We start from the raw sequence: 1,091 nt of genomic DNA, 5'->3' as shown, positions 1-1,091 counted from the left end.
CACCGCGGACTGGCCGTGACGGTGGCGGAACAGGCGCCGGCCGTCTTACCGACCATCGATCCGGACTTGGGCGGGCGCCTGGGGGAACATCTCACCGCCCACGGTATTGCAGTTCGCACGGGGGTCCGGGTCGAGGGCATTGCGCGAACCGGACACGCATTGCACGTGACCGGGTCCCCTAGCTTCGCCGAGGACACCGATTTGGTGTTGGTGGTGGTGGGAGTCCAGCCGGTTACGGATCTGGCGCACGCGGCGGGGTTGGCCCTGGGCCTGAAAGGGGCCATTCCGGTCGACCGGACGATGGCCACGGCGCTTTCCGACATCTACGCGGCCGGCGACTGTGTCGAAACGTATCATCGGCTGCTCGGCGCGCCGACCTATTTGCCATTGGGGACGACGGCGCATAAGCAGGGGCGGGTCGCGGGCGACAATGCGGCCGGGGGTAACGCGCACTTCGCGGGCTCGCTCGGGACCCAGGTGGTCAAAGTCTTCGACTGGGCGATTGCCCGCACGGGCCTTCGCGATCACGAGGCCACGGCGGCCGGCTATCAGCCGCAGACGGTCGAATTCACGGCATGGGACCACAAAGCCTACTATCCGGGCGCCCACGAGTTGACGTTTCGGATCACGGGGGATCGGGCCACCGGCCGCCTGTTAGGCGCTCAGATGATGGGGCACTGGCAAGCGGCGGTGGCCAAGCGCATTGATTTCTTTGCCATGGCGCTGTATCACCAGATGACCGTGGCCCAATGCTTGGAGGTCGACCTCAGCTACACCCCGCCATTGGGAAGTCCCTGGGATGCGGTGCAAATGGCCGCGGAGCATTGGTTGCGCGTGGTGCGATCGGACCGTTCGAGATGACGATCGGGCGCCCGCTTGCGCCCCGGCGTCGACATAGCGTTACGGTCAAACATCCGACGAACGCAGGAGGACAGCGATGCTCCGAGCTTATGTCCTGTTTTTTTTCGCAGGTCTCGCCGAAATTGGCGGCGGTTACCTCGTCTGGCAATGGCGGCGCCATGGTCGATCCCTTGTGGTGGGGTTGTTAGGGGGCGCCATCCTCTTTTTGTATGGCATCATTGCCACGCGTC

General features: G+C 64.8%; 2 protein-coding genes. Both read left to right on the top strand.

Annotation, left to right across the window (positions count from 1 at the left end; genetic code table 11):
- Positions 1-861: FAD-dependent oxidoreductase (locus HIJ39_RS25430; protein ID WP_169103362.1), on the top strand; the 861-nt coding region annotated here is incomplete at its 5' end.
- 76 nt (positions 862-937) lie between these two features.
- A partial coding sequence (locus HIJ39_RS25425; RefSeq protein ID WP_476718354.1) for a YnfA family protein occupies positions 938-1,091 on the top strand: 154 nt, incomplete at its 3' end.

This window comes from Sulfobacillus harzensis, from assembly GCF_012933365.1.
Classification (GTDB): domain Bacteria; phylum Bacillota; class Sulfobacillia; order Sulfobacillales; family Sulfobacillaceae; genus Sulfobacillus_B; species Sulfobacillus_B harzensis.
This window is presented reverse-complemented; position numbering and strand designations above follow the sequence as displayed.